Genomic DNA, 19,320 nt, shown 5'->3' with positions numbered 1-19,320 from the left:
GGCTCGCATCGCGGGGGAGAGTCCGCCCAGAGGGCGGATCTCCCGCGGAGGTGGCGCCGTGGGCGATGACAACCGCCGCGTCGTCGAGCAGGGCGTGACGCGCGACCTGCGCGGCCGGCGCACGTACGCCTCCTACCTGGAGCTGGACAAGCTGCTCGCGGCCCAGCACCCGCTGAGCGAGCCCGAGCACCACGACGAGCTGCTGTTCATCATCCAGCATCAGACCTCCGAGCTGTGGATGCGGCTGATCATCCATGAGCTCGACGCGGTGCTGCGCCACCTCGCGCTCGACGACCTCGGCCCCTCCCAGAAGGGCCTCGCGCGCGTCAAGCAGATCCAGCGCCAGCTGTTCGAGCAGTGGGGCGTGCTGGCGACGCTGACGCCGAGCGAGTACGTCAAGTTCCGCGGCGTGCTGGGCGACGCGTCCGGCTTCCAGTCGCTGCAGTACCGCATCATCGAGTTCCAGCTCGGCAACAAGAACCGCGAGATGCTCGACGTCTTCGCGCACTCGCCGGAGGAGCAGGAGCGGCTGCGCGGCGTGCTCGAGGCGCCGAGCCTGTACGACGAGTTCCTGCGCCTGCTCGCGCGCCGAGGGCACGCGATCCCCGCCGGCTGCGTCGAGCGCGACTGGTCGGAGCCCCACCGCCGCCGCGCCGACCTCCTCCCCGTCTTGAAGGCGATCTACGAGCGCCCCGAGGGTCAATGGGAGGAGTACGAGCTGTGCGAGGAGCTCGTCGACGTCGAGGAGAGCTTCCAGCTCTGGCGCTTCCGCCACATGAAGACCGTCGAGCGCATCATCGGCTACAAGCGCGGCACGGGAGGCTCCTCCGGGGTCGGCTTCCTGCGCGCCGCGCTCAACCTGACGTTCTTCCCGGAGCTGCTCGACGTCAGGACCGAGATCGGATCCGAACCGCCGGGCTGACGGCAAGCGGGGTCGCCCCGTCGGGCAGCGTCAGCACGACGCGCGCGACCGCCGCGCGGCGGCGGGCGAGGGTGAAGCGGACGTGCGACGTGGCGTCGAGCTTCGCCCGCGCCACCGGCCACCAGCCGAAGCGGTCCTTGAGCTTGAGTTGCAGCACCGCCGTGCCCCCGGGCGAAGCGGGCGCCACCCGCGCGGAGACCGCGATGCGGCGGCCGTGACGGGCGGCGTTGACGCTCATGCGGCGATCGAGCACGTCGAGGCGCACGGCGTTGCCGTACGGCGCGCGGTAGGTCGCGGTCGCGGTCGGCGTGACGGTGGCGCTGAAGGTCCCGTCCGCGCCCACGGTGGCACTGGCGACGGTCGTCCCGTCCTGGGCGGCGATCGGCACCGTCGACCCCGGCGGCAGCGAGGCGCGGCCGCGCAACGTGTACGGCCGCCCCGCGCTCGCGGCGACGCCGGGCGGATCGAGCAGCACGCGGTAGACGGCGACCTCGCCGCGCATGAACGGGTGCAGCCGGCAGTAGTACGCGAAGGTCCCGGGCGTGTCGAACTCGTGCGAGAACGTGTCGCCGAGGAACAGCTCCGGCGAGTCGAACGGCTCGCTGAGCCCGTCCACGGTGTGCTTGCGCACGGCCTTGTTGGTCCACGTGACCGTGTCCCCGGCGAGCACCGTCGTCTGCGGCGGGCCGAACAGCGAGAACGCGATGGCGACGGTCGCGATCATCGTCGCGCCACTCTGTAGATCCCGATCATCCCCTGCATCATGTGCTGCTCGACATGGCAGTGGTAGAGCCAGGTGCCGGGGTCCTTCTCACGCCAGCGGAGCGCGAACGACTCCGCCGGGCCGACGGTCTGCGTGTCCACGTCGCGCCCGTCGCGCGCGACCCAGCGGTGGCCGTGGACGTGGAACGTGTGCTCCTCGGAGCCCATCGCGAGCACGTCCCATTGCACGATGGCGCCGACCCAGGAGCGGAACACCGGCGTGTTGCCGACGAACGCCCGCCCGTCGATCGTCTGGAACTGCCCCATCGGCGCGAAGATCACGACGAACTCGCGGTCGGGCCTGGACTGGTGGCGGCCGAGGATCGAGAGCGCGCCGTACATCCCGCCGGCGATCGATTCGTCCATCGAGGGCGAGTGGTCGTGGTAGGGCCACACGCCAGCCGACTGGCTGCCCGCGGTCAGCCGGTAGGTCCAGGTCTGGCCCGGCCGCACCTCGGCGTCGCGGCCGGAGAACCCCGGCAGGTACGCGCCGTCGGAGCTGGGCTTGTACTCGACGCCGTGGAAGTGCATCGAGTGCGGCCGGTCGAACGCGGTGTCGAGGTTCTTGAAGTGCACGCGCAGCTTGTCCCCGACACGCGCGCGCAGCAGCGGGCCCGGGATCAGATCCTGGTCGGGCGAGTTGCGCAGCGGCCGCTTCCAACCCTTTGTGTAGCGGCGGTACACGACGGTCGGGAAGACCGTCTGGGAGGCGTCGTAGCGCATCCCGGCGATCGCGTCGCGCTCGTTGGGGACCATGTTCCAGTCCACGTCGACCGCCGCGACCCAGAAGTCCCGGGTCGCGGCGGTCGATGGAGTGCTCGCCCACGCGAACGCGAGGAACGTTCCCAGCGCGAGCGCGAGCGCCTGTCTCACTGAACGACGACGGTCCCCACCATGAACGGGTGGACCAGGCAGTAGAGCTTGTACGTCCCCGCCGCCGCGAAGGTCACCGAGCTCGACGACGGCGGCTGCGTCGAGGACAGCACGTCGAGCACGCCCGAGTTCCAGAAGCCATTGCCGTGCAACGTCGGAGTGAGCTTGGCCGGTCCGGCGGTCGGCGGGTCGCTCGCGTAGACGGCCGCCGGGTTGATCACCGGCGCCTCGAACGACTTGGCAAGCGTGCCGAGGTACGAATTGGGCTCGGACTCCGGGTTCCCCGGGCCGGCCGTCGCGGTGTGGATCTCGTAGGTCTTCGGGCTCATCATGAACTTGACCGTCGCGCCCACGGGCACCGTCAGCGACTGCGGCAGGAACTTGAAGACCTCGACGCCGTGCGGGCCGGCGTTGCCCACCGTGACGGTGTTGGCCGGCAGGGTCGGCGTCTGCAGGCTCTTGGCGAGCCTGACCGCGCGGGCGACCTGGGCGGCCACCGTCTTCTTGTCCGCCTTGGCGGACGGGATCCGCTTGGACTTCGCGAGGACCCGCACCCTTCCCGTCATGCCGGTGTGCACGTCGCAGTAGTACGTGTAGGTTCCGGCCTTCGCGAACTTGACGGTCATCGGCTTGGGCCTGTTCGACAGCGGAAGACCGCTCTGAACGCCCTTCGCGCCCGTGTAGGTGACCTTCTTGCCGAGCGAGCCGGTGACGAGCGCGGGGTTGAAGCCGAGGTTGGGCGCGCCGTTGAACCAGAACGGTGCGCCGGCCGAGTCGACCGCTCCCGAGACCGGGTTCGATGTCGCCAGCAGCGGCGTGAGCTTGCCGCCCTTGGCCGGCAGGTCCACGTTGTGGAAGCCGGTCGGGACGAACCTGACGGAGTCGCCGGCGTGGATCGTCACGCCGTGCGGGAAGAAGTCGTTGACGTCAGCGCCGTAGGCGCCGCTCAGCTGCTTCTGGGACTTCAACGGCGTGCCCATGTCGACGGTCTTGGTGGCCGCCTGGGCGGCCGCGGGCAGCGCGAGCGCGACGGCGGCTCCAGCCGCCAGCATCGCCGGTCGTCGGATCATTGCACGATCACCGTTCCTCGCATCACTGGGTGGACAAGGCAGACGAACCTGTAGGTCCCGGGCGCATCGAAGGTGACCCGGGCCGAGGACTGCGGCAGCGTCTTGGACTGGGTGTCCATCGCGCCCGAGTTCCAGAAGCCGTTGCCGTGGTAGGCGGACGTGAGCCGGCCGGTCGTGCCGAGCGGCTCGCTCGGGTAGACGCCGCGGGGGTCGAACTGCGGCAGGTTGAACGAATCGGCGATCACGCCGATGTACGACGCGGGGTCGGTCAGGTAGTCCCCCGGCCCCGTCGTGGCCGTGTGCGTCTCGAGCGAGCCCGGGCTCATCGCGAACGTCACCGTCGTGCCGCTCTTGACGGTCAGCGAGTTGGGCAGGAAGTTGAAGTACTCGACCTTGCCCTTGGCTCCCGCGTAACCGACGTACATGGTGTCCGGCGGCACCTTGGCCGACGGGGTCAGGCGCTTGGCGACCTTCAGCTCGGAGCGCACCTGCCGCGCGAGCGCCTTCTTGTCCTGCGCGGCGCTCGGCGGCGTGGCGCCCTTGCGCAGCACGGACACGGAGCCCTTCATCCCGGGGTGCAGGTCGCAGTAGTACGTGTACAGCCCCGCCTTAGGGAACTTCACGACCATCGGCTCAAGGACGCCGAACGGGTTCGCGGTATTCAGCGGGATGTGGCTGATGATGCGTTTGGCGCCGGTGTACGTGAGCCTCTTGCCGAGCCCGTTGGCCTGGTTCTGCAGGTCGGCGGCGAACGCGAAGCTCGGCAGGCCGTTGAACCAGAACGGGGCGCCGGCGGCATCGACGGAGCTGGTGATCGGAGCGCCCTGCGCGAGCTGGGCGAGCATCTCGCCGCCCTTGGGCGGGATGTCGACGTTGTGGAACGCGACCGGGTCGAACTTGACGGAGTCACCGGCCGCGATCACGACCTTGCCGGGGAAGAAGTCGACGACGTCGGTCCCGTACGGCTGGTTGAACGCCTTCTGGTCCTTCGGCGGCGCACCCATGTAGACCGTCTTGGTCGCGGCATGTGCCGCCGACGGCGGTCCGAGGACGACGGCTGCTGCGGCGGCCGTCATGGCATAGCGCTGGCAACGGGACACTACGACTCCTTTCGGGTGCGCAGCGAACTTATCCGGGTCCGGTGACCCGGCGCAAGCGAGGGCGCAATGCGGCGCACGCGCCGCCTACCGAGATCTGACCGCCGTGGCCTCGATCTCGACCTTCGCCGGCGGCTCGAGCAGGCCGGCGACCACGACGACCGCCATCGCCGGGAAATGGCGGCCCATGACCGCCCGATAGGCGGCGCCGATCTCCTTCGGGTGCGCGAGGTACTCCTCGCGATCGGTGATGTACCACGTGAGGCGGGTCACGTGCTCGGGGCCGCAGCCGGCCTCGGCGAGCACGGCGAGCACGTTGCGCAGCGCCTGGCCGACCTGGCCCGCGAGGTCCGCGTGAGGGAACGCGCCCGTCTGGTCCCAGCCGATCTGCCCGCCCGTGAAGACGATGCCCCCGGCCTCGACCCCGTTGGCGTAGCCCTTCGGCTCCGGCCAGCCGGCCGGCTGTAGGCGCCTCACGCCCACTCGCGCAGGACGGTACGCTGGACCTTGCCCGTCGGCGTCCGCGGGAGCGCGTCCAGGAACTCGACCTGACGCGGGTACTTGTACGGCGCGATGCGGGCCTTCACGTGGTCCTGCAGCTCCTTGGCGGTGGTCTGGGCGGCGGTGACCACGAACGCCTTGACGACGTGGCCGCGCTCCGGGTCCGGCGCCGCGACGACGGCGCACTCGGCGACGGCCGGATGCTCGAGCAGGGCGGCCTCCACCTCGAAGCCGGAGATGTTGTAGCCGGCCGAGATGATCATGTCGTCGGTGCGGGCCTGGAACCAGAAGTAGCCGTCGGCGTCCATCGAGAAGGCGTCGCCGGTCAGATTCCAGCCATCGACGACGTACGTCGACTGACGCGGGTCGTCGAGGTAGCGGCAGCCGGTGGCGCCTTGGACGGCGAGGCGCCCGATCTCGTTCGCCGGAAGCGTCCGCATGTCCGGACCGACGATGCGCGCCTGATACCCGGGAACGGGGCGCCCGACGCTGCCCGGCTTGACCTCGTGGGCGGGCGAGGCGATGAAGATGTGCAGCATCTCGGTCGAGCCGATGCCGTCGACGATGCGGACGCCGGTCTTCTTGAACCAGGCGTCGGAGACGCCCGCGGGCAGCGGCTCGCCGGCGGACACGCAGGTGTGCAGGGAGCTGAAGTCGCCCTCCGTCCTGAGCAGCGCCCGGTAGGCGGTCGGCGCGGTGAAGAGCGTGGTGATCCCGTGGCGCGCGATCGCCTCGGCCGTCGCCTCGGGGCCGGGCTTGGCGAAGGGCGCCGTTGAGGCGCCGAACCGCAGCGGGAAGAGGACGTGGCCGCCGAGGCCGAACGTGAACGCGAGCGGCGGCGTGCCGGAGAAGACGTCGCCGGGCTGGGGGTCGAGGATGTGGCGCGCGAACGTGTCGCAGGTCGCCAGCAGGTCGCGGTGGCAGTGGACGCAGCCCTTCGGCGGGCCGGTGGTGCCCGACGTGAAGGCGATGATCGCGACGTCGTCCGCGGCCGTGTCGACGGGCTCGAAGTCCCCGCGGACCGGCAGCTCGTCGAAGGTGTGCAGCGCGACCTCGCCGGCGCGGACGACCTCCTCGGCCAGCCGCGCCTCGGTGATGGCGTGGCTCACCTCGGCCTTGTCGATGACCTTCGCGATCTCGCCCGCGCGCAGGAGCGGCATCGTGGCGACGACGATCCCGCCGGCCTTGAGGATGCCCAGCCAGGCGGCGATCGCCTCGGGGGTGTTGGCGCTGTGCAGCAGGACGCGGGTCCCGGGCTCGATGCGCAGCGCGCCGGCGATGGCGCTCGAGCGGGCGTCGAGCTCGTCGTAGCTCCAGGTGGTCTCGCCGCGGACGGCCGGGCCGTCGTGCCGCAGCAGCTCGACCGCCGCGTTGAGGCGCTCCGGGTAGGGCGGCGGCTCCAGGCGCGGCCAGAGGTGGCGCGGTGGAAGCCGGTCTTGCGCGAACGTGTCCATCAGGCCGCGAGGGTCGCGCGGGCGATGATCAGCTGCTGCACCTCGGACGCTCCTTCGTAGATGCGCAGGGCGCGGATCTCACGGTACAGGCGCTCGACGGGGTGGTCCTTCGTCACCCCGAGGCCGCCGAAGAGCTGCACGGCGTCGTCGATCACGCGTTGCGCGGTCTCCGTCGCATGCAGCTTGGCCATGGCCGCCTCTCGGGTGACGCGTCGCTGGGCGACGTCCTTGACCCAGGCGGCACGGTAGACGAGCAGGGCGCTCGCATCGACGCCGAGCGCCATGCCGGCGAGCTTTGACTGGACGAGCTGGAGGTCGCTCATCGGCGCGCCGAAGAGCGTGCGCCGCTTGACGTGGGCGGTCGCCTCGTCGAGCGCGCGCCGCGCCATGCCGAGCGCCGCCGCGCCGACGGTGGAGCGGAAGACGTCGAGCGTCCCGAGCGCGACCTTCATGCCCTGGCCCGGGTGGCCCAGCAGCTCGCCGGGCGCGTCGTCGAAGCGCAGGCGCGCGAGCGGGTGCGGCGCGATCACGTCGATGCGCTCCTCGATCTCGACGTCGTCCGCGTCGACGAGGTAGGCGGTGATGCCCTCGGGCGCGCGGGCGAAGACGGTGTAGAAGCCGGCGATCCCGCCGTTGGAGATCCACGTCTTCGTGCCGGTGATGCGACCGTCGCGCGCGGTCGTCGTCATCGCGGCGACGTCGGAGCCGGCCTCGGGCTCGGACAGCGCGAAGGCGGCGATCCTGGTCCCGTCCGCAACCGCGGGGAGGTAGGCGTCCTTCTGCTGCGGCGAGCCGAAGAGGCTGATGGCGCCGGAGCCGAGGCCCTGCATGGCGAACGCGAAGTCCGCGAGCGCGTCGTGATAGGCGAGCCGCTCGCGGGCGAGGCAGAGCGTGCGCACGTCGAGCTCGCCGACGCAGTGCTCGAGCCAGCCGTTCTCGGCGAGGGCGCTGACGAGCGCGCGGCAGCGGTCGTCGAGGGGCTGCTCGGGGACCTCCGGGAGCGGCGGGGCGAACGCGCGGTGGCGGTCGTCGAAGAACGGGAGCTCAATCACCCGCGAACACCGGCCGCTCTTTGGCGAGGAACGCCTCGTAGGCGCGCGTGAAGTCGCGCGTCTGCATGCAGATCGCCTGCGCCTGCGCCTCGGCCTCGATCGCCGCCGGCAGGCTCATGTCCCACTCCTGGTCGAGCATCGTCTTGGTCATGCCGTGGGCGAACGTGGGGCCGTGCGCGAGCGTGCGGGCGAGCTCCTGCGCCTCGTCCAGGCCCGCGAGGCGGTTGAAGAAGCCCCAGCGCTCGCCCTCCTCGGCGGACAGGCTGCGGCCGGTGAACAGCAGCTCGGCCGCGCGGCCCTGGCCGACGATCCGCGGCAGCAGCGCGCAGGCGCCCATGTCGCAGCCGGCCAGTCCGACGCGCGTGAAGAGGAACGCCACCTTGGCGGACGGCGTGCCGAAGCGGATGTCGGCGGCGGTGGCGATCATCGCTCCGGCGCCGGCGCAGATTCCGTCGACGGCGGCGATCACGGGCTGCCGGCAGCCGCGGATCGCCTTGACGAGGTCGCCGGTCATGCGCGTGAAGCGCAGCAGCCCGGGCATGTCCATCTCGGTCAGCGGGCCGATGATGTCGCGCACGTCGCCGCCGCTGCAGAAGTTGCCCGCCTCCCCCGTGATCACGACGGCGTGGACGTCGTCGGCGTACGCGAGCTCGCGGAACGTGTCGCGCAGCTCGGCGTAGGACGCGAACGTCAGCGGGTTCTTGCGCTCGGCGCCCGTGAGGGTGACCGTCGCGACGCCGTCGTCGACGTCCCAGCCGAAGTGCTCGGGTGCGATCACGTCTGGATGCCTCCTCCGTCGAGAACCAGGGTCTGGCCGTTGATCGCGCCGGCCTCCGGCGCAGCGAGGAACGCGACCGCGAACGCGACCTCCTCGGGCTCGAGCAGGCGGTTGAGCGGCGAGAGCTTGGCGAGCTCGGCCTCGCCGTCCTTGCCGGTGCGCCGCTCGATCGTCGCGATCGTGCGCTCGGTCATCGGGGTGCGGACGTAGCCCGGGCAGACCGCGTTGGCGGTCTTGGTGCTGCCCGCGAGCTCGGCGGCGGTGACTCTCGCGAGCCCGACCGCGGCGTGCTTGGATGCGGTGTACGCGCTCGTGTAGCGAGCGCCGATGCGGCCGTTGACGCTCGCCACGGTGACGATCCGGCCGTGCTCGTTCAGGCGCGGGAGCGCGGCGCGGGTGCAGAGGAAGGCGCCTGTCGCATTGACGTCGTGGAGCGCGTTCCAGTCGTGCAGCGATGTCTTCGCGAGCGGTGCCGAGGACGCCGCGCCGGCGTTGATCACGAGGACGTCGAGGGCGCCGATGCGGTCGAAGAGGGCGCTGACCGCCGCCTCGTCGGTGACGTCGCACTCCGCGCTCTCGGCGCCGGTCGCCTCCAGCGCCGCGCGATCGCGGCCCACGGCGATGACGCGCTCCCCGGCCGCGGTGAAGCGCTCGACGACCGCGCGCCCGATCCCCTTCCCCCCGCCGGTGACCAGGACGGTCCTCACGGGCGACCGCCGCCGATCGCGCGCAGGACGGTCTCGCGGTCGCTTCGACCGGGGACCTCGTCGAAGCGCCGCAGCGGGGCTCGGCGCACGTCCTTGCCGGTGTTCGGCGGGCGGCTGCCGGAGCGGTACTGCGGGATCCACTCGAGGTCGACGCCCTGCTCGGCGGCGGCGTGCAGCGTCCAGTGCGGGTCGTACAGGTGCGGGCGCGCGAGCGCGCACAGGTCGGCGCGTTCGGCGAGCACGATCGTGTTGACGTCGTCGTAGCTGGAGATCGCGCCGACGGCGATCACGGGGATGCCCGCCTCGTGGCGGATCCGGTCGGCGTACGGGGTCTGGTAGCTGCGGCCGTAGGCGGGCGACTGATCGGGCGAGACCTGGCCGGTCGAGACGTCGACGATGTCGCCGCCCGCGGCCTTGAAGCGGCGCGCGAACGCGACGGCGTCGTCGCCGTCGAAGCCGCCCTCGACCCAGTCGGTGGCGGAGATCCGCACCGACATCGGCTTGTGCTCCGGCCACACGGCGCGGCAGGCGGCGAAGACCTCGAGCGGGAACTTCGCCCGGTCGCGTCCGTACTCGTCTTCGCGCATGTTGGTGAGCGGCGAGAGGAAGCTCGACAGCAGATAGCCGTGCGCCATGTGGAGCTCGAGCAGGTCGAACCCGGCCTCGTCGGCTCGTCGCGCGGCCTCGACGAACTCGGCGCGGACCGCGTCCATGTCGGCGCGCGTCATCTCGCGCGGGACCTGGCTGATGCCCGGCAGGTACGGCAGCGGCGACGGCGCGATCAGCGGCCAGTTGCCCTCCGGCAGCGGCTGGTCCTCCGCCTCCCACAGCAGTTGGGTGGAGCCCTTGCGCCCGGCGTGCCCGATCTGTGCGCCGATCTTCGCGCGGCCGTGCGCGTGCGCGAAGTCGACGATGCGCTTCCACGCCGCCGTGTGCTCGTCCTTGTAGAGCCCGCCGCAGCCGGGGGTGATGCGGCCGTCGCGGGAGGTGCAGATCATCTCGGTCATGACGAGGCCGGCGCCGCCGAGCGCGCGGGCGCCGAGGTGGACGAGGTGGAAGTCGCCCGGCGTGCCGTCGACCGAGCTGTACATGTCCATCGGCGAGACGACGACGCGGTTCTCGAGCGTGAGGTCGCGGAGGCGCAACGGCGTGAACATGGGCGGCCTGGTCGCGAGCGCGGCGACGAACTCCGGGTCGCGCTTGTGCAGCTCGCCGTGCGTGATGCGGCGGCTGCGGGTGAGCAGGTTGAAGGCGAACAGCCGCGGCGGCTGCCCCATGTAGCGGCCGATGCCCTCGAACCACTCGAGGCTCCCCTGCGCCGCCCGCTGGGTGCTCTCCACGATCGGCCGGCGCTCGGCCTCGTAGGCGTCGACGTCGCCTTCCCTGACCGCCCAGGCGAGCGCGATCGCGTCCTCCATCGCGAGCTTCGTGCCCGAGCCGATGCTGAAGTGCGCCGTGTGCGCGGCGTCCCCGAGCAGGACGACGTTGTCCTTGCGCCAGAACGGGTTGCGGACCGTGACGAAGTTGATCCAGCGCGTGCGGTTCTCGATCAGGCGATAGCCGAAGAGGTCCTCGCAGGCGGCGCGGTCGAGCGGCAGCGCATCGGTCGTCTCGACGATGAAGGTGCTCATCGTGTCGCTGTACGGATACGCGTGGACCTGGACCACGCCCCGCTCGGTCTCCGCGATCAGGAACGTGAAGGCGTCGAAGACGTGATCGGTGCCGAACCAGGCGTAGGTGGCCCTGCGGCGGTCGAGTCGCGGCTCGAAGCCGTAGCGCGCCCGCAGCGTGCTGTTGACGCCGTCCGCGGCGACCACGAGGTCGCCGTCGAGATCGGTCACCTCGTGGCGGAAGTGGAGCTCGACGCCGAGGCTCGCCGCGCGCGTCTGGAGGATGTTGAGCAGCTGCTTGCGGCCGAGCGCGGAGAAACCGTGGCCGCCTGAGGTGATCACCTCGCCGCGGTGATGCACGTCGATCTCGCTCCAGCGCACGAAGCGGCGCGCGATCTCGGCGTAGGACTCCGGATCGGCGGCCTCGAACGCGGTCAGCGTCTCATCGGAGAAGACGACGCCGAAGCCGAACGTGTCGTCGGGCGCGTTGCGCTCGTAGACGACGACCTCATGCGACGGGTCGAGGCGCTTGAGGAGGATCGAGAGGTACAGGCCACCGGGGCCACCGCCCGCGATCGCGATCCGCATGGCACGACTATAGCGCTTCCGTGACCGTCGTCATAGACTCGCTATGTGCCTCGCTCGCTGCTGATGACGTTCTTCGGCGCGTTCCTGCGCCGCCTCGGCGGCTGGATCGCCGTCGCGGACCTGATCGCGCTGATGGCCGACGTGGGCTTGGACGCACAGGCGGTCCGCTCCTCGGTCTCCCGGCTCAAGCGGCGAGGCGTGATCGAGTCCGAGCGCCGCGGCGGCGCCGCCGGGTACCGGCTGACGCCGCACGGCGAAGCGATCCTGCGGGCGGGCGACGCCCGGATCTTCGGCCGGCCCCGCGACCGGGCCGCGCCGCCGCGAGGGCCGGGCGCCGCGCCGGTCGCCGCCGGGCCCCGCGAGCCTGTTACCGCCCCCATCTCCGCCGGACCCCGCGAGCCCATCACCGCTCCCATCTCCGCCGGACCCCACGAGCCCATCACCGCCCCCATCTCCTCCGGGCCAGACGAGCCGGCGTGGCTGCTCGTCGTCTTCTCGATCCCGGAGGCGCAGCGCGCGCTCCGCCACCGCCTGCGCTCGGGCCTCGCGGGCCTCGGGCTCGGCACCGTCGCACCGGCGGTCTGGATCGCTCCGGCGCAGCTGCGGGACGAGATCGGGCGGCTCGTGGAGGACCTCGGCGTCGCCGATCGCGTGGACCTCTTCGCGGCCGAGCCGCTCGCGGCCGACGCCGCCCGCTGGTGGGACCTCGACGCGCTCGCGGCCGAGTACACCGCCTATCTCGCCGAGTGGGCCGAGATCCGCGACGGCGGTTTCGCGGAGCACATCCGCCACCTCGACGCCTGGCGCCGGATCCCGTTCCACGACCCGGGACTCCCGGCATCGGCGTTGCCCGGCGACTGGCCGGGCGCGGAGGCGTGGCGCGTCTTCACGTCGCTCGACGCCCGTCTCTCCCCAGCCGCGTGGGCGGAGGTGGAGGCGCGAACGACCGCGCGGTGACGCGGCGCGCCCGGGTGCCTCCGCGCGCAGCCCAGGGCGCGGTGACCGGGGTACGGCCGCCGCGATCTACCCAGCCCGCGGGAACCCCGCCGCCGGCGATCCACGGCGCGCCGCGAGCCCAGCACCCCGCGCGCTCCTCCGCGACTCCTGCGACCCCGCGCCCCCAGCGCCGACGCGATCTCCTCGCGCGCCCCGTCTCTCCCGGCGAACGTCAACTGCGCGATAAGGGCGTGACTACGATCGCATCCGATCGCTATGAACCGGCTGCTCGATCACGATCGATCGTCACCGCGCAGCGCGGCCGAGGGTGACCTAAGGAGCGTCGCGCACCCCCGCACGCGGTGATCGTCCGGGCGCGCGGCTCGCCCCTCGCTTCCCTTACCTGCCGCCGTTGACGTTCGCCCGCGCCACCGGGGCGCGACGGCGCGAACATGGCGCGCGGCTCGCCCCTCGCTCCCCTTACCCGCCGCCGTTGACGTTCACCGGCGGCAACGAGCCGCGACGGCGCGCGCCGCCGTTGACCTTCGCCCACGCCAACGCGGCGCGACGTGCGCGAACATGGCGCGCGGCTCGCCCCTCGCTCCCCTCACGGGCCGCCGTTGACGTTCACCGGCGCAACGAGGCGGACGGTGCCTACGCCGGCTCTGCGACGCGGAGCGGCGGCGTCACCCGGAGTCGCAGCGAGACCGCGAGCGCGGTGAGGAGCAGAGCGCCGGCGAGCGCCGTGACCTCGGTCCATCGGCCCGCGCTCCAGGCCGCGCCGCCCAGCGGGCCGGCGAGCGAGGACCCGGCGTAGTACGCGAGCAGATAGAGGGCCGACGCCTGCGCGGGCAGGGTCGGTGCGCGGCGGCCGACCCAGCTGGAGGCGACCGAGTGGGCGGCGAAGAAGCCCGCGGTGAGCAGCGCGATCCCGAGGACGACGACCGGCAGCGGGCGCGCGGCGGTGACGGCGACGCCGCAGAGCGCGACGACCACGCCCGCCGGCAGGACGCGGCGGCGGCCGATGCGGTCGGCGAGCCGGCCGGCGATCGCCGAGGACAGCGAGCCGATCGGGTAGATCAGGAAGATCGCCGCGATCGCCGTCTCCCCCAGTCCGTACGGCGCGGCCTCGAGCCGGAACCCGATGCCGTTGTAGACCGCCACGAACGTGCCCATCAGCAGCGCGGCGAGCGCGTCCAGACGCAGCTGCCCGCGGTCGTGCAGGAGCGCGGCGAGCGAGCCGAGGGCGGGACGCGGAGCGAAGCGCGCCGGCACGTGGCGCCGTGACGCGGGCGCGAAGCGCCAGAACAGGACCGCGCAAGCGAGGCTCAGCAGCGCGACGGCGACGAGCGCCACCCGCCAGCCCGCATGCTCCCCCAGCGCCCCACCGAGCAGCCGCCCCGCCATCCCGCCGAGCGCGTTGCCGCCGATCAGCAGCCCGATCGAGCTGCCCAGCGACTGCGGGTGGATCTCCTCGGTCAGGTAGGCCATCCCGACGGCGGGCACGCCGGCCAGCGCGATTCCCTGGAGCGCGCGCACGACGAGCAGCGCTCCGAAGCCCGGCGCGGCCGCGGCCAGCAGTCCCAGCGCCGTCGCGGCCCCGAGCGAGAGCGTCATGACCCGCGTGCGTCCCCACGCATCCGAGAGCCAGCCCGCGGGCAGCAGCGCCAGCGCGAGTCCCGCCGTGCTGACCGCGAGCGTGAGGCTGGATTCGGCCGGGCTCACGCCGAACGCGCCGGAGAGTTGCGGCAGCAGCGGTTGCGGCGCGTACAGCAGCGCGAACGTGGCGACGCCCGCTGCGAACAGCGCGATCGACGCGCGGCGGAAGCCCGGCTCGCCGCGGCGATGCGGCTCGCCGCTCGCCGCCGCCTTGCCGGTGCTCGCCGGCACGCGATCGGATGCCATCCGACTCCACGCTAGGCGCGAGCACTCCTGCATTCCAATGCATCATCGGCACCGAACCCATGCTCTGCGAACATTGCTTGGGCCATGCAGATCGAGGAGCTCCGCTGGTTCGTCGCGGTCGTCGAGGACCCCAACGTCACGCGCGCCGCCGCGGCGCTGCACGTCTCCCAGCCCGCCCTCTCGCGCTCCCTGCGCCGCCTCGAGACGCAGCTCGGCGTCCGGCTCTTCGACCGCGTCGGGCGCGCGCTCGTCCCCAATCGCCATGGCCTGGCGTACGCCGCGCACGTCCGCCGCGCCCTCGAAGAGCTGGAGGCGGGCCGGGAGACGCTCGAGAGCGAGGCGGGTGCGGTCCGGCTCGCGTTCCTCCACACTCTCGGCACGTGGCTCGTCCCCGAGCTGATCGGCGCCTTCCGCGCCGAGCACCCCGACGTCCGCTTCCGGCTCAACCAGGGCAGCGCCGCCGGGCTCGCCGACGAGGTCTTCGAGGGCCGCGCCGACCTCCTGCTCACGAGCCCGCGGCCGCCGCGGCTCGCCTGGCGCGCCCTGCTCGACGAGCCGCTGCGGCTCTTCGTCCCGCCCGGCCACCGTCTCGAGCGCCGCCGCCGCGTGCGGCTCGAGGAGGTCGCCAGCGACCCGTTCGTCGTGATGCGCCACGAGTACGGCCTGCGCGGCACGACCGACGAGCTGCTCGCCCGCGCCGGCGTCACCCCGCGGATCGCGTTCGAGGGCGAGGACCCCGAGACGCTGCGCGGGCTCGTCGCCGCCGGCCTCGGCGTCGCGCTGCTGCCGGGCCACGACGGCAAGGGCCTCGCCGTCGCGGACGCCGGGGCCTCGCGCACGATCGGGCTCGCCTGGCACGCCGAGCGCTACCGGCCGCCGGCCGTCGAGGCCTTCGCCGGCTTCGTCGCCGCGCGCGGGGGCTAGTGGGCAGGCGCCGCGAGCTCCCGCTCGGGGATCCTCACGGCAGAGGGCGTCGGCCGGGTGCGGGCGTGACCCCGTCGACCTCGCGCAGCACCGCCTGCAAATGCTCGATGTGCGCGCGCATCGCACGCTCGGCCGCGGCGGGCTGGCGGCGGCGGACGGCGCGCTGGATCTCGCGGTGCTGGCGCAAGATGTCCTCGCCGTCGATGGTGCCGGAGATGTGCGCGACGAGGTTCGGCTGCAAGATCTCGAGGATCCAGCCCGTGAACGCGTGCAGCAGCGGGTTGCCCGCCGCCTCGGCCACGATGCGGTGGAAACGCGCGTCGGCGGAGGTGAACGGCTCGGTGCCGGGCGCGTTGCCCTGGGCGTCCTCGATCGCCGCCTGCAGCCGCGCCGCCGTCTCCTCGTCCGCGTGGCGCGCGGCGAGCCCGGCGAGCGGGACCTCGAGGAACAGGCGCGCGTCGAGCAGCTCGCCGAGCGAGACGCTCTCGGTCGCGAGCATCATCGCGATCGACTCGCTGACGTTGCGGCTCATCCCCTCGTTGGGCGTGCGCGCGACGAAGATGCCGCCGGCGCGGCCGCGGCCGACGCGGATCAGGTGCGAGCTGGCGAGCAGCCGCAGGCCCTCGCGCAGCGTCGGGCGGCTGACCCCGAACTCGGCCGCCAGCTCCTGCTCGGTGCCGATGCGGTCGCCCGGCTGGAGCTCGTGGCGCTCCAGGTAGCGGCGGATCTCGAGCGCGATGTGCTCGCTGGCGTCCGAGCGCGTCCGCGGGAAGCGATCGCCGGGGTGCTCGGCAGCGTGCGCCATGCGCACAATGCTACCCGGCGCCGAAAAACGCAAATGATTTCTACTGGCCGAGCTGCTCGCGGCAGAGCGCGATGTTGTACTCGGTCGAGGCGTCCGGCCCGTACCGCTCGAGCGAGGCCTCGAAGCAGTCGAGCGCCTCGGCGTAGTCCTCGAGCTCGTACAGGATCAGCCCGAGCGTGAACGGCAGGTCGCCCTCGCCGGGCACCGGGTAGTGGCGCTCGTAGACCTCATACAGCGCGTCGCGCAGGTCCTCGCGCGTCGGGACGTCGGCCTCGGCCACCTTCGCCACGAGCGCGTCCGCCATCCCGATCAGCGTGTAGCTGTCCCACAGCGTGAAGCGCAGGAGGGACACCAGCTCGGCGGCGGTCATCGCGTCCACCGAGCGCTCCAGGCCCTCGGTGAACGTCATCAGGTCGTCCGGCCCGAAGCGCTCGATCGCATCCTCGTAGGCCTGCCGCGTCTCGGGCTGCCCGTCCTCGCCGCCGATCATCAGCGCGACGACGGCGATCGTCGTGTGGCGGTCGCCGGTGTCGAGCATGTCGCCGCCGCGCCGGCGCGCCCACCAGCCGAAGGCGTGCAGGTTGACCATCAGCGAGAAGCTGCCGTGGCGGCTGATCTCGGGCTCGGGCCTGCCCGCGAGGCCCGCCTCGGTCGTGTACGCCTTGTCGGCGGTGAGCAGCAGCATGCGCCCGCCGGAGAGCGACTCGAGGCGGTTGAGGCAGTCGATCGCCGCCCGCGGGACCGTCACGACCGAGTCGTCGAGCTCCTCCATGTAGTGCTCGAGCAGGTCGTCGAGCTCCGCGTCGCCGTAGTGCGGCAGCTGCACCGGGCGGCGCTCGAAGGTCAGATCCATCGCGTCGATGTCCTCGCCCTCGACCGTCAGCAGGCACTCCTGGAGCCGCTCGTCCTCGATCGCGAACGCGTCGGCCGGGACGCTGTCGAAGATGTAGTTGGCGATCACGACGAGCGGGTTGGCGACCTTGTCGAGGACGATGCCTCGGCGGCGCAGCTGGAGCGTGCTGTCGGCGGTGACGTCGAAGGACGCGAAGTCGATCTGCGCGTCGGCGAGCCGCGGGTTGGCCGCCCAGTCGGCCAGCGTGCTCTCCGAGAAGTCGGTCATGACGTACACCACCGGCGGGAGCTCGAGCGGCAGCGCGTCGAGCAGCGCCCCCAGCTCGCGCACGAAGCCGTGCGCGAAGCGCCCGGCTCCCGCACCGAGCTCGACGATGTACAGCGGCTCGTCCAGGTCGAGCTTCCCGCGCGCGCAGTCGCGCAGGTAGCCGAGCACGACCCGCGCGTAGGCGGCGGAGACGAACGGGTTGTCGAGCACCTGGTGCGGGACCTCGGCGAACGCGTCGCTCGCCCGCGCCTCGTACCACTCGCGTTGCAGGCTCCAGAGGGGCGATTCCGACAGGGCGGTCGAGGCGTTCACCCGGGCGAGGTTAGCCTGGCTCGAACGATCATCGTGGAGGCGCCGCGAGAATCGCTCGATCCAGGCTTAGACGGCTCGGTACAGGCGAACCGTCAGTGGGGCGAAGATCGCGGTCAGCGCCGCCGCCTCGCCCAGCACCAGCAGGACGTCCTCAGCCGCGGCGTCACCGGCCATCAGGTCGCGCGTCGCGGTGACGAGGTGCGACATCGGGTTGACGCCGACGAACCACTCCAGCCAGCCGGGCAGCGTGCTCGGGTCGACGAAGATGTTGCTGAGGAAGAGCAGCGGGAACAGCGCCATGAACCCGGCGTTGAGCACCGCGCTCGGCGTGCGCAGCGTCAGGCCCAGGGCGGTGAAGGCCCACGAGAGGCCGAACGCGAAGACGACGACGAGCACGATCCCCGCGACGATCCCGGCCACGCCGCCTTCGGCGTCGAAGCCCATGACCAGGCCCAGCACGGTGACGATCACCGCCGCGATCAGATAGCGCGCGCTGTCGCCGAGCACCGCGCCGACGAGCGGCGCCGGGCGCCAGATCGGCAGCGAGCGGAAGCGGTCGGTCACGCCCTTCGTGACGTCGGTGTTGAGCGCCACGCCGGAGTAGACGCAGGTGAACAGCACCGACTGGGCGAGGATGCCGGGGAGGATGTACTGCAGGTACTCGCCAGTCGAGCCCGCGACGGCGCCGCCGAACAGGTACGTGAACATCAGCAGGAACAGCACCGGCGTGATCGTCACGTCGATCATCTGCTCCGGAACGTGCTTGATCTTGAGCATGCCGCGCCAGCCGAACGTGATGGCGGCGGACAGGCGACCGGGGTGCGGCGGGCGGGCGCCGGAGGCCAGCGCGGCGTGCAGCCGCTCCTCCAGGATCGGGAGCCCAGTCGTCACAGCCTCCTCCTTGCGGGCGACGTCGCTCATGCCGCGTTCTCCTCTTCCTCCGCGGGGTGGCCGGTCAAGGCCAGGAACACCTCGTCGAGACTCGGCTGCGCGAGCGAGAAGCTCGCGAGCTCCAGCCCGCTCGCCGTGAGCGCGGCGACGAGCTCCGACGCCTGGTCGGCGCCGGCCACCGGCACGGTCAGCGCCGCAGGGTCGGGCTCGCGGTGGATGTCGGGGCCGAGGATCGCGGCCGCCTCCTCGCGCCGGCCGGGGTCCAGCAGGCGGACGTGCAGCGCGCCCTGGCCGACCGACGCCTTCAGCTTGCCCGGCGTGCCCTCGGCGATCACGCGGCCGTGGTCGATCACCGCGATGCGGTCCGCGAGCTGATCGGCCTCGTCGAGGTACTGACTGCACAGCAGCACGGTCGTGCCCTCCCCCACGAGCGCGCGCACGATGTCCCAGACCTGGTTGCGCGAGCGCGGGTCCAGGCCGGTGGTCGGCTCGTCGAGGAACATCAGCTCGGGCGTGACGACGATGCTCGCCGCGATGTCCAGCCGGCGGCGCATGCCGCCCGAGTAATTCTTCACGAGCCGGCCCGCGGCGTCCTCGAGCCCGAACGCGGCGAGCAGCTCCGCGGCGCGCACGCGGGCGTCCTTGGGCCGGTAGCCGAGCAGGCGCCCGAGCAGCACCAGGTTCTCGCGCCCGGTCAGGTCGTCGTCGACGGACGCGAGCTGCCCCGTGAGGCTCACGAGGCCGCGCACCTGGTCGGCCTCGCCGACGATGTCGCGCCCGAGCACGCGGGCGCGGCCGGCGTCGGGGCGCAGGAGCGTGGCGAGCATCTTGATCGTCGTCGTCTTGCCGGCCCCGTTGGGGCCGAGGACGCCGTAGACGCTGCCGCGCGGGACCTCCAGGTCCACGCCGTCGACGGCGCGCGTGTCCTTGAAGGTCTTGACGAGGCCGTCGGCCTCTATGGCGAGTGTCGAGGTCACGGGCATGAAGACTCCCTCGAACCTAGGAACTCATCG

The 19,320-nt window shown here is 72.3% G+C and carries 18 protein-coding genes; 3 read left to right on the top strand and 15 right to left on the bottom strand.

Going from position 1 to position 19,320, the window contains the following annotated elements:
* The first annotated feature begins 58 nt into the window (after positions 1-58).
* Positions 59-922 (top strand): tryptophan 2,3-dioxygenase, encoded by an 864-nt coding sequence (locus H958_RS0126940; RefSeq protein ID WP_037411500.1) that lies wholly within the window; start codon positions 59-61, stop codon positions 920-922.
* Here H958_RS0126940 and H958_RS44145 read toward each other — a convergent pair.
* From H958_RS44145 to H958_RS40670, 10 genes are all read right to left on the bottom strand, one after another.
* Positions 888-1,646, bottom strand: coding sequence for a plastocyanin/azurin family copper-binding protein (locus tag H958_RS44145; RefSeq protein ID WP_051324866.1), 759 nt, complete (start codon positions 1,644-1,646; stop codon positions 888-890). The two genes, H958_RS0126940 and H958_RS44145, sit on opposite strands and share 35 nt — an antisense overlap.
* The gene (locus H958_RS0126930; protein WP_028060920.1) at positions 1,643-2,557 is read right to left on the bottom strand and encodes a multicopper oxidase domain-containing protein; all 915 of its coding nucleotides are present in this window, start codon (positions 2,555-2,557) and stop codon (positions 1,643-1,645) included. The genes H958_RS44145 and H958_RS0126930 overlap by 4 nt, the downstream gene beginning before the upstream one ends.
* Positions 2,554-3,627 (bottom strand): cupredoxin domain-containing protein, encoded by a 1,074-nt coding sequence (locus H958_RS0126925; protein ID WP_156028305.1) that lies wholly within the window; start codon positions 3,625-3,627, stop codon positions 2,554-2,556. The genes H958_RS0126930 and H958_RS0126925 overlap by 4 nt, the downstream gene beginning before the upstream one ends.
* Positions 3,624-4,727, bottom strand: coding sequence for a cupredoxin domain-containing protein (locus H958_RS0126920; RefSeq protein ID WP_156028304.1), 1,104 nt, complete (start codon positions 4,725-4,727; stop codon positions 3,624-3,626). The genes H958_RS0126925 and H958_RS0126920 overlap by 4 nt, the downstream gene beginning before the upstream one ends.
* A gap of 84 nt (positions 4,728-4,811) precedes the next feature.
* Positions 4,812-5,201, bottom strand: coding sequence for a RidA family protein (locus H958_RS0126915; protein WP_028060917.1), 390 nt, complete (start codon positions 5,199-5,201; stop codon positions 4,812-4,814).
* The gene (locus tag H958_RS0126910) at positions 5,198-6,679 is read right to left on the bottom strand and encodes an AMP-binding protein (RefSeq protein ID WP_037411498.1); all 1,482 of its coding nucleotides are present in this window, start codon (positions 6,677-6,679) and stop codon (positions 5,198-5,200) included. Before H958_RS0126910 ends, H958_RS0126915 begins: the two co-directional genes overlap by 4 nt.
* The gene (locus tag H958_RS0126905; RefSeq protein WP_028060915.1) at positions 6,679-7,731 is read right to left on the bottom strand and encodes an acyl-CoA dehydrogenase family protein; all 1,053 of its coding nucleotides are present in this window, start codon (positions 7,729-7,731) and stop codon (positions 6,679-6,681) included. Before H958_RS0126905 ends, H958_RS0126910 begins: the two co-directional genes overlap by 1 nt.
* Positions 7,724-8,509, bottom strand: a complete 786-nt coding sequence (locus H958_RS0126900) for an enoyl-CoA hydratase family protein (protein ID WP_028060914.1) — start codon at positions 8,507-8,509, stop codon at positions 7,724-7,726. Before H958_RS0126900 ends, H958_RS0126905 begins: the two co-directional genes overlap by 8 nt.
* Entirely contained in the window at positions 8,506-9,216 is a 711-nt protein-coding gene (locus H958_RS0126895; RefSeq protein ID WP_028060913.1) for an SDR family NAD(P)-dependent oxidoreductase, read from the bottom strand. Before H958_RS0126895 ends, H958_RS0126900 begins: the two co-directional genes overlap by 4 nt.
* Positions 9,213-11,414 (bottom strand): oxidoreductase, encoded by a 2,202-nt coding sequence (locus H958_RS40670; protein ID WP_037411495.1) that lies wholly within the window; start codon positions 11,412-11,414, stop codon positions 9,213-9,215. Before H958_RS40670 ends, H958_RS0126895 begins: the two co-directional genes overlap by 4 nt.
* 45 nt (positions 11,415-11,459) lie before the next feature.
* On the opposite strand from H958_RS40670, the gene H958_RS40665 reads away from it, so the two are divergent.
* Positions 11,460-12,371, top strand: coding sequence for a PaaX family transcriptional regulator (locus tag H958_RS40665; RefSeq protein ID WP_051324865.1), 912 nt, complete (start codon positions 11,460-11,462; stop codon positions 12,369-12,371).
* Between the two features lie 633 nt (positions 12,372-13,004).
* Here the strand turns inward: H958_RS40665 and H958_RS40660 are convergent.
* Positions 13,005-14,255, bottom strand: coding sequence for an MFS transporter (locus H958_RS40660; protein WP_051324864.1), 1,251 nt, complete (start codon positions 14,253-14,255; stop codon positions 13,005-13,007).
* A gap of 84 nt (positions 14,256-14,339) precedes the next feature.
* Here H958_RS40660 and H958_RS0126875 point away from each other — a divergent pair, with 84 nt between their 5' ends.
* On the top strand, positions 14,340-15,179 hold the full coding sequence (locus tag H958_RS0126875) for a LysR family transcriptional regulator (RefSeq protein ID WP_028060912.1): 840 nt from the start codon (positions 14,340-14,342) through the stop codon (positions 15,177-15,179).
* Positions 15,180-15,213: 34 nt separating this feature from the next.
* On the opposite strand, the gene H958_RS44140 is transcribed toward H958_RS0126875, so the two are convergent.
* The 4 genes from H958_RS44140 to H958_RS0126855 all read right to left on the bottom strand — a co-directional run bounded on the left by H958_RS44140 (position 15,214) and on the right by H958_RS0126855 (position 19,290).
* The gene (locus tag H958_RS44140) at positions 15,214-15,984 is read right to left on the bottom strand and encodes a FadR/GntR family transcriptional regulator (RefSeq protein WP_051324863.1); all 771 of its coding nucleotides are present in this window, start codon (positions 15,982-15,984) and stop codon (positions 15,214-15,216) included.
* 40 nt (positions 15,985-16,024) lie between these two features.
* The gene (locus tag H958_RS0126865) at positions 16,025-17,416 is read right to left on the bottom strand and encodes an SAM-dependent methyltransferase (RefSeq protein ID WP_028060911.1); all 1,392 of its coding nucleotides are present in this window, start codon (positions 17,414-17,416) and stop codon (positions 16,025-16,027) included.
* Positions 17,417-17,482: 66 nt separating this feature from the next.
* On the bottom strand, positions 17,483-18,337 hold the full coding sequence (locus H958_RS0126860) for an ABC transporter permease (protein ID WP_081686316.1): 855 nt from the start codon (positions 18,335-18,337) through the stop codon (positions 17,483-17,485).
* Complete coding sequence (locus tag H958_RS0126855; RefSeq protein ID WP_028060909.1) at positions 18,334-19,290, bottom strand: daunorubicin resistance protein DrrA family ABC transporter ATP-binding protein; 957 nt, start codon at positions 19,288-19,290, stop codon at positions 18,334-18,336. Before H958_RS0126855 ends, H958_RS0126860 begins: the two co-directional genes overlap by 4 nt.
* Between the last annotated feature and the right edge of the window lie 30 nt (positions 19,291-19,320).

Origin of the sequence: Candidatus Solirubrobacter pratensis (assembly GCF_000425945.1) — a bacterium.
GTDB classification, from domain to species: domain Bacteria; phylum Actinomycetota; class Thermoleophilia; order Solirubrobacterales; family Solirubrobacteraceae; genus Solirubrobacter; species Solirubrobacter pratensis.
The sequence above is the reverse complement of the archived record's forward strand: the minus strand, read 5'-3'. Positions and strand labels throughout refer to the sequence as shown.

Bases quoted from the DNA above. Each gene is read 5' to 3' on its own strand.
- H958_RS44145 (WP_051324866.1), bottom strand. From the start codon at position 1,646: ATGATCGCGACCGTCGCCATCGCGTTCTCGCTGTTCGGCCCGCCGCAG.
- H958_RS0126925 (WP_156028305.1), bottom strand. From the start codon at position 3,627: ATGATCCGACGACCGGCGATGCTGGCGGCTGGAGCCGCCGTCGCGCTC.
- H958_RS0126910 (WP_037411498.1), bottom strand. From the start codon at position 6,679: ATGGACACGTTCGCGCAAGACCGGCTTCCACCGCGCCACCTCTGGCCG.
- H958_RS40670 (WP_037411495.1), bottom strand. From the start codon at position 11,414: ATGCGGATCGCGATCGCGGGCGGTGGCCCCGGTGGCCTGTACCTCTCG.
- H958_RS40660 (WP_051324864.1), bottom strand. From the start codon at position 14,255: ATGGCATCCGATCGCGTGCCGGCGAGCACCGGCAAGGCGGCGGCGAGC.
- H958_RS0126875 (WP_028060912.1), top strand. From the start codon at position 14,340: ATGCAGATCGAGGAGCTCCGCTGGTTCGTCGCGGTCGTCGAGGACCCC.
- H958_RS44140 (WP_051324863.1), bottom strand. From the start codon at position 15,984: ATGGCGCACGCTGCCGAGCACCCCGGCGATCGCTTCCCGCGGACGCGC.
- H958_RS0126860 (WP_081686316.1), bottom strand. From the start codon at position 18,337: ATGAGCGACGTCGCCCGCAAGGAGGAGGCTGTGACGACTGGGCTCCCG.
- H958_RS0126855 (WP_028060909.1), bottom strand. From the start codon at position 19,290: ATGCCCGTGACCTCGACACTCGCCATAGAGGCCGACGGCCTCGTCAAG.